At 61.2% G+C, this 1,635-nt stretch carries 1 pseudogene; it reads left to right on the top strand.

The features are described from left to right. A pseudogene (locus ACWEH3_RS36015) lies at positions 1–157 on the top strand (IS110 family transposase); the annotation flags it as partial. Between the last annotated feature and the right edge of the window lie 1,478 nt (positions 158–1,635).

Genomic DNA, 1,635 nt, shown 5'->3' with positions numbered 1-1,635 from the left:
CTACCAGGAACTACGCGGCCGGGAGATGAACCACAACGCCGCCCTCCGCCAGCTCGGGAACCGGCTCGTGGGCATCCTGCACGGCTGCCTGAAAATCAAAACCCCCTACAGCCAAGAAACAGCCTGGTCACACCGCTACCAACACCTCGCTGCCTGACTTCCCTTGACATCCAAGCTCCTGGGATGTCTGACACGATCCTTAACAGGACCCCGACCGGGTGGAGGGCGAGCTGCTGCGTATTTGCCGCTGAAGGCGATGAACAGTGTGTGGCGGATGCGTAACAGCCCCGCCTGTGAGCTGCAAGGATGAAGGTGGTACCTTACCGAGGGGGTTGCGCACTCGATGGTCGGAGTGAGTGCCGGATCCATTGGATCACGATCACGCGCAAAGCGTCAGGCTGTCAGCGGATTCTAGAAGATTCACCGAGATACTCCAGCCCCTGCTCGCGGACCGGACGGCGTCCCCGTGGCAACGAACTCCGGCTCCTCTTTTTTTGCTTGGGCGGTGCTGAGGTCGTTGCTGGACTGGCGGTTCGTGGCACTCGGACTTGTGAAAACTCGAAAGTGTGACCAAATCAATCGATCGACACCACATTGTTCAGGTCGATCCGCACCATCGTCCGCGACAGTACCGGCCAGGAAGACTCCGGTGTCGCACGGCATCTGTCTATCCCTGTAGCTGTCGCGGCCCCCGTCCGAACCAGACCCCCATCCGGTCACCAAGAAGGGGTGTCAGTTCCTTGACGGTCGAGACCTGGATTGTATCGGTCACCGCAGCATCGAGACAGTAGTATCTGGTGGCGCTGCGACGGCGCTGGCTGCGCCTCGCTCATCGAATATGACGGGCTGCCTGGTGCTTACGCCACCATCCCGATCACGGCCGCACCGGTCGCGACGAACAGAAGTTCTGAGCTCCTCGTTGGCTCAGCCGGACACGGACAGTACTGCACTCACGTTGCAGGGTGAGGCCAGGGTGTTCCCGTTTCGGGTGGGCGGTGTAGGGGTGTACTGCACTTGTTGAAGCGGAACCGGGGAGTTCGACCGGTTCCGCTCGAATCGGTCCCTCTTCGAAGATATTCAAGCCAGTCGAACGACTCTGGCCCTAGATCGAACTTCGGGACGGTTCAAAGTGGATGGAGTGTCAAGCGTGTTCAGATGGCTGCGCAGTGTTGCGGAACTTGATGCGGCGCGGTGGAAATGAGCTTTTGTGAGCCTGGTCTCGATGGTGAGCAGCACCAGCGTGACGGCGGCGAGGCACGCACCGATCCACGCCACCGCCGGGTAGCCCAGCCCTGCATTGAGCGCAATCCCGCCGAGCCACGGTCCGACGCTAATGCCGAGATTGAACGCCGAGGTGTTACCGGCAACCGCCAATGTTGGTGCCGCCGGGGCGATCCCGAAGACCCGTGAGTTGAGTGCCGGGTTAGTGCTGAAGCCGGCTAGTTGTGATGTCCAGGGAGGTTGTACCGGCTTGGAACGGTGAGCCTGTGTGACTGGTGAAGGCCTCCGGCGGTGAAGTGGAGCTGTCGAATTCACCGCTTCACCGATCCGGAGGCCTTCGTGTCCCACGCTAACGCAGCGTTGACCCCGCGTACTCGTCTACGACTGGCCCAGCTCGTCGTCGACCGCGGCTGG

It is taken from the genome of Nocardia sp. NPDC004718 (genome assembly GCF_053601535.1).
Note: the sequence above shows the minus strand (reverse complement) of the source record. Positions and strands in the feature narration are given on the sequence as shown.